Source organism: Streptomyces muensis (assembly GCF_021474425.1).
Taxonomy (GTDB): domain Bacteria; phylum Actinomycetota; class Actinomycetes; order Streptomycetales; family Streptomycetaceae; genus Streptomyces; species Streptomyces muensis.
On the sequence record NZ_JAKEIP010000380.1, the window covers coordinates 1 to 6,004 of the forward strand.

At 72.2% G+C, this 6,004-nt stretch carries 2 protein-coding genes and 2 pseudogenes; 2 read left to right on the plus strand and 2 right to left on the minus strand.

Annotated elements, in window-relative coordinates; translation table 11 throughout:
- Both L0P92_RS41195 and L0P92_RS41200 read right to left on the minus strand, forming a co-directional pair.
- Positions 1–848: pseudogene (locus L0P92_RS41195) on the minus strand (hypothetical protein); the annotation flags it as partial.
- 128 nt (positions 849–976) lie between these two features.
- Positions 977–5,017: a bifunctional nitrate reductase/sulfite reductase flavoprotein subunit alpha gene (locus L0P92_RS41200; RefSeq protein ID WP_234768264.1), complete on the minus strand. Its 4,041-nt coding sequence runs from the start codon at positions 5,015–5,017 to the stop codon at positions 977–979.
- A 243-nt stretch (positions 5,018–5,260) separates the two neighbouring features.
- Here L0P92_RS41200 and L0P92_RS41205 point away from each other — a divergent pair, with 243 nt between their 5' ends.
- Both L0P92_RS41205 and L0P92_RS41210 read left to right on the plus strand, forming a co-directional pair.
- Positions 5,261–5,650 (plus strand): cell division protein SepF, encoded by a 390-nt coding sequence (locus L0P92_RS41205; RefSeq protein WP_234768265.1) that lies wholly within the window; start codon positions 5,261–5,263, stop codon positions 5,648–5,650.
- Between the two features lie 128 nt (positions 5,651–5,778).
- A pseudogene (locus L0P92_RS41210) lies at positions 5,779–6,004 on the plus strand (ATP-binding protein); the annotation flags it as partial.

Sequence of the window (6,004 nt, forward strand, 5' to 3'; positions counted from 1 at the left end):
TCCCCGGGCCGCACGGCGTACACCCCCGCCAGCAGGAACGGCGCCACGAACCACGGCAGTTGCTGCGCCGCGCACGCCGCCCCCAGACACGCCGCCCGCGCCAGCCCACCGCTCCCGAGCCGCCCGCCCCGCCCGATCCGCGGCCACCGCACCACCACCGGCACCAGCAGCGCCAGCGCCACGATCGCCGGATAGCCGAGCCTGCCGTACGACGGCAGGAACCCGAAGCCGAGACACACCATGGTCGCCGCCGACCGCCACGGCGTGGGCAGCGTCCGCCACAGCACGACGGTGCCGGCGACCAGCGCGGCCGTGCTCACGACCGTCGCGGGCAGCGCCCCGTGCCCCAGCCACAGCAGCGGCGCGGTCAGCAGCGGGGCCAGCGGCGGATAGCCGTAGGTGAAGTCGTAGCCGCCCGTGACGGTCGGGGTGAGGGCGACGCCGTGGCCGAAGAGCCAGGGCCACGGCTGCCCGTAGACCGGGTGCCCGGCGACCAGTTCACGGGCGGCCTGGGTGGTGAGGACCGCCTCGTCGCTGCCGCCGTGGTTCATCGCCCACGCACAGAGCGTCAGCGTCACGGCGGTCACCAGGACGCAAACGTCGACACGGGCCAGCGACCGAGCCCGCCGCACCACCAGGGCGAGCACACCGCACACCAGGATTGAGGCGTAGCACACCGAGATCGCGGCGGCCACGACGAGCCGGTGACCGGCCGCCTGCGTCCAGACCGCCCGCGTCCCGACGAAGAGGCTCACGTCGGCGAGAAGCGTCAGGACGCGATGCCACTGGACGGGGGGTTCCGGGACCGGTGCGGGAGCCGACCCCCGCGTCCGACTGCCCGGTGTCACCAACTGCCGCTCTGCTGCCCACTGCACGGCATCGGACGGTAATCAGGGCTGGTGAGCGAGGTGCCGAGGGAGGTGAAGAGTCCGGTGTGAGGCGGGTGAGAACAGGGGGCCGGCCCTCCGGAGCGTGATCAGTACACGTCCCGGACGTACCGCTTCGCCGCCGCCAGCTGCTTCACGTACGCCGCCGCCTCGGCCTCGTCAAGACCGCCGTGCGTGACCGCGATGTCCCGCAGCGCCCGGTCCACGTCCTTGGCCATGCGCGAGGCGTCGCCGCAGACGTAGAAGTGGGCACCGTCCTGCAGCCAGCGCCACAGCTCGGGGCCGTGTTCGCGCATCCGGTCCTGGACGTACACCTTGTTGCGCTGGTCCCGGGAGAACGCCGTGTCCAGGCGCGCCAGGGTGCCCTCGTCGAGCAGCGCGGTCAGCTCGTCCTCGTAGTAGAAGTCGCTGGCCCGGTGCTGCTCGCCGAAGAACAGCCAGTTGGGCGCCTGGTGCCCGAGCACCCGCCGCTCCTGGAGGAAGCCGACGAAGGGCGCGACGCCCGTGCCCGGGCCGACCATCACCATCGGCGTCGAGGCGTCCGCGGGCGGGCGGAAGTGCGGGGAGCGCTGTACGAAGACCGGCACCTCGGTGTCCGGTTCGGCATCGGCGAGGAAGGGCGAGCAGACCCCGCCGCGCGGCCGGCCGCGCAGGTTCTCGTACCGCACGACGGAGACCGTCAGGGAGACGCTGTGCGGGTCGACGAGCGGGCTCGACGATATGGAGTACAGGCGCGGCTGGAGCTTCCTGAGCACCCCCGCCCACTCCTCGGCGCCCGCCCGCACCGAGTGCTCGGCGATGACGTCCACGGCCTGCCGGCTCCAACTCCACTGCGCCAGACCGTCCTTGTTGTCCGGCCGCAGCAGCCGGCGCAGCTCCCGGTCGTCACGGACGCGTTCGGCGACGAAGCGCAGCAGATCGGGGGTGATCCGCGTGATGTCGAGGTGCCGGTGCAGGGCGTCGGCGAACGAGGTCTCGCCGACGCCGTCCAGGTCCACGGCCGTCGCCCCGTCGACGCCGGTCACCGCCAGCCATTCCGCCACCAGCGAGGGCGAGTTGACCGGCCGCACGCCGAGCGCGTCGCCCGCCTCGTACGCCAGCGAGGTCCCGCTCGTGTCGAAGGTGAAGCGCCGCACCTCCTTTCCCGCGCCGGGGCGGCTGAGCAGCCGGTTGCCGACGAGACGGGCGGTGGCGGGGGCGGGCTTGGCACCGGCTCTCGGTGTGCCGACCGGCTTGGGGGCGGCGGGTGCGTCCGTGCCGCCCAGTGCCGTCAGGACCTGATCGAGCCACACCCCGGCCGAGGGCTCGAAGTCCGGTTCGCAGTCCGTACGGGGGGCCAGGCGCACCCCGCCCAGTTCGTCCAGCCGCGCGTCGAGCCGACGCCCGTGGCCACAGAAGTCGTCGTAGGAGGAGTCGCCGAAGGCGAGCACGGCGTACCGCACTCCGTCCAGCCGCGGAGCCTCCGCGTCGGACAGCGTCTCCCAGAAGCCCGACCCGTTGTCCGGGGCGTCACCGTCACCGAACGTGCTGGTGATGAAGAGGAGGTCGGCGGCACGGGCGAGCGCGGGCACATCGGCCTCGTCCATGCCGACCAGGGTGGCCCGGTGCCCCGCCGCGCCCAGCTGCTCGGCGGCGGCGGTGGCGAACTCCTCGGCGTTGCCGGTCTGCGAGGCCCACAGCACGAGGACCTCACGGCCGTCACGCGTGACGGGTTCCGTCGCCGTCCGGGAGTACATCCCGGCGAGCACGCCGTCGACCCACACCCGGTGCTCGGGGCTGAAAGGCGCGTCCGGCGGCAGGACGGGGACGCCGGGCGCGCCGGTCCCGATGCCGGCGAGGAAACCGGTCAGATACAGGCGCTCCTGGGCGGTCAGAACGGGCGGCGGGGCGGGTTCCAGACCGAAGGGGGCAGCGGAGCCGGGTGTGACAGCCGTCGGCGTCAGCGCCCGCACCGGCTCGTCCGGCACCGGAGCCGCCACCCTGGTCAAGGACACCGCGCACACCTTGAACTCCGGTTGGAAGGAGATCGGGTCCACCGCGTCGCTCGTCACCGCGTTGACGCTCAGATACTCCCCGAAGAGATCGTTCCAGTGGAACGGCGCGAAAGCGCCGCCCGGCCGCACCCGCTCGGTCACCACGGCCGGCAACACCGCCCGCCCCCGCCGCGAGGCGACCTCCACCCGGTCCCCGTCCGCGATCCCCAGCTCCCGCGCGTCGAGCGGATGCACCTCCACGAACGGCCCCGGGTTCAGCTTGTTGAGCTTGGCGACCTTCCCGGTCTTGGTCAGCGTGTGCCACTGGTGCTGCACCCGCCCCGTGTTCAGTACGAAGGGGTAGTCGTCGTCGGGCATCTCGGCGGCCGGCATGTGCGGCCGGGCGTGGAAGACGGCGCGGCCGCTCGCGGTCGGGAACCGCAGTCCGCGGTCCGGGTCGAGATACCGGACCGGATTGCGCTCCGGCCCGTCCACGTCGGCGGCCGGCCACTGCACCGGCGTGTCCCGCAGCCGCTCGTACGTCACCCCGCGCAGATCCCAGCCGGTCACCGGGTTCCAGGCCCGCCGTATCTCCTCGAAGACGTCCTCGGCGCTCTCGTACGAGAACCCCTTCTCGTACCCCATCGCGCACGCGACGGCCGCGATGATCCGCCAGTCCGCCATCGCCTCCCCGGGCGGATCGGTCACGGCCCGGGTCAGCGTCAGATTGCGCTCACTGTTGACGAAGACGCCCTCGCCCTCGGTCCACATCGCCCCGGGCAGCACGACATCGGCGTACGCGTTGGTCTCGGTCTCCCCGAAGACGTCCTGCGTGACGACGAACTCCGCCGCCTCCAGGCCCTCGATCACCGTACGGCGGTTGGCGACCGAGGCGACCGGATTGGTGCAGATGATCCAGCAGGCCTTGATCTCGCCGTCGGCCATCTTCTGGAACATCTCGACGGTGCCCTTGCCGACCCCGTCGGCGCGCAGCGTGCCCGGCGGCAGCTCCCACAGCTCCTCGACGAAGTCCCGCTCGGCCTCCACGAGCACGGACCGCTGCCCCGGCAGCCCCGGCCCCATGTACCCCATCTCACGCCCGCCCATGGCGTTCGGCTGCCCGGTGAGCGAGAAGGGCCCGGAGCCCGGCCGGCAGATCGCACCCGTCGCCAGATGCAGGTTGACCAGGGCGTTCGTGTTCCAGGTGCCGTGCGTGGACTGGTTCAGCCCCATCGTCCAGCAGCTCATCCACTCACCGGCCTCACCGATCAGCCGGGCGGCTTCCCGGAGGTCGTCCTCGCCGATCCCGGTGATCTCCGCGACGGCGCCCGGCGCGTAGTCGGCGAGGAAGGCGGGCATCGCCTCCCAGCCCTCGGTGTGGGCGGCGATGAAGTCGGGGTCGGTGTGGCCGTTCTCGACGAGCAGGTGCAGGAGGCCGTTGAGGAGAGCGAGGTCCGTGCCGGGCTTGATCTGCAGGAACAGGTCGGCCTTGGCGGCGGTGGCGGTGCGTCGCGGGTCGACCACGATGAGTTTGGCGCCCGCCTTGACCCGCTCCATCATCCGCAGAAAGAGGATGGGGTGGCAGTCGGCCATGTTCGAGCCGGTGACGAGGAAGACGTCCGCCTTGTCGAAGTCCTCGTAGGACCCCGGCGGCCCGTCCGCGCCGAGGGACAGCTTGTAGCCCATTCCAGCGCTGGCCATGCACAACCGCGAGTTCGACTCGATCTGGTTGGTGCGGATGAACCCCTTGGCCAGCTTGTTCGACAGGTACTGGGCCTCCAGGCTCATCTGTCCGGACACATACAGCGCGACCGCGTCCGGCCCGTGCTCGTCGATGATCGCGCGCAGCCGGCGGGCGGTCTCGGCGATGGCGTCGGCCGCCGGGGAGGGCACCGGCTCCTCGCCCCGGTCGTCCCTGACCAGCGCGGTGGTCAGCCGGCCGGGCGCGGCGAGCATCTCGGCCGTGGTCGCGCCCTTGGTGCACAGCCGTCCCGCGTTCGCCGGGTGCGCCTTGTCACCGGAGGCCTTCAGGACCGTACGCCGCCCGTCGGGCCCCGCCCCGACGTCCAGCAGAACTCCACAGCCGACCCCGCAGTACGTGCAGACCGTCCGGACCTGGGACGTGGAGACCGGAGTCGTGGAGGTGGTCGAGGTCACGCGCTGCCCTTCTCCGGCGGTCGGGGGTGGTGCGTGAAGCGTACGAATTGCCCGTTACGTCGATGTCACATCCCTTGATCATGAGGAGTTACGTCGGCCACACAGCCGCCCGTGGCCCGATGTGAGGGGTGGGGGAGGGGTCCGGGGCTGTCGCGCACCGTGTCGCAGTTGGGCCGAACGGGTGACTTGGCGTAAGAATTGGCCGGTGCAGGTTTTGAAGGCGAGTCAGGGCGGGGGGAGCCGGTGAACAGCCACGACGTCACCGATGAACAGTGGGAGGGGCTCGCCCAGGTGGTGCCGCTGCGCGGCCGTGACGCCTGGCCGTCGGCGGTGGGTCATCGCGCGCTGCCGGAGGCGGAGACCGAACCCCGTCGCCGATTCGTCGTCCTGCGGGTCAATGTCTTCGGCGACGCCCGCGAGGTCGCGGAGACCCTGATGGCCGGGATCCCGGTGCTGCTGGACCTGACGGGAGCGGAGAACGAGGTCGCCAAGCGGGTCCTCGACTTCAGCACCGGTGTCGTCTTCGGGCTGGCGAGCGGGATGCACCGGGTGGACCGGAACGTGTTCCTGCTGACGCCGCCCGGGACCGAGGTGAGCGGGCTGATGGAGGGCGCCGGGGTTCCGGGCACGTGATCCCGGCGGGGCGGGGCCCGCAGGAGCTGGGCCTGGAGGAGCTGGGCTTGCGGGGGCGGTCCCTCGATCGTAGGAAGGGCGTCGCGGGGGAACGGTTCGCCTGAGCGGCCGGGGCCTACGGTCCGGACATGGCCGTGACGTCGTCCGAGTTGTTCTCCGCCCGCCCCGCAGGTGAGGCGTGTCCCGGGCGGCCTCAGGTCACCGAGCTGCGGCTGTCCGCGTTCGCCGGTCATCGGCGGGCCGAGCTTCCGGTCGGGCCGCTCACGTTCTTCGCCGGGCCGAGCGCCTCGTACGCCCGTAACGCGGTCGTCTTGCCGGACCCGCTCGGCCCGGCTGGGCGGGGGTGCCGGGGTG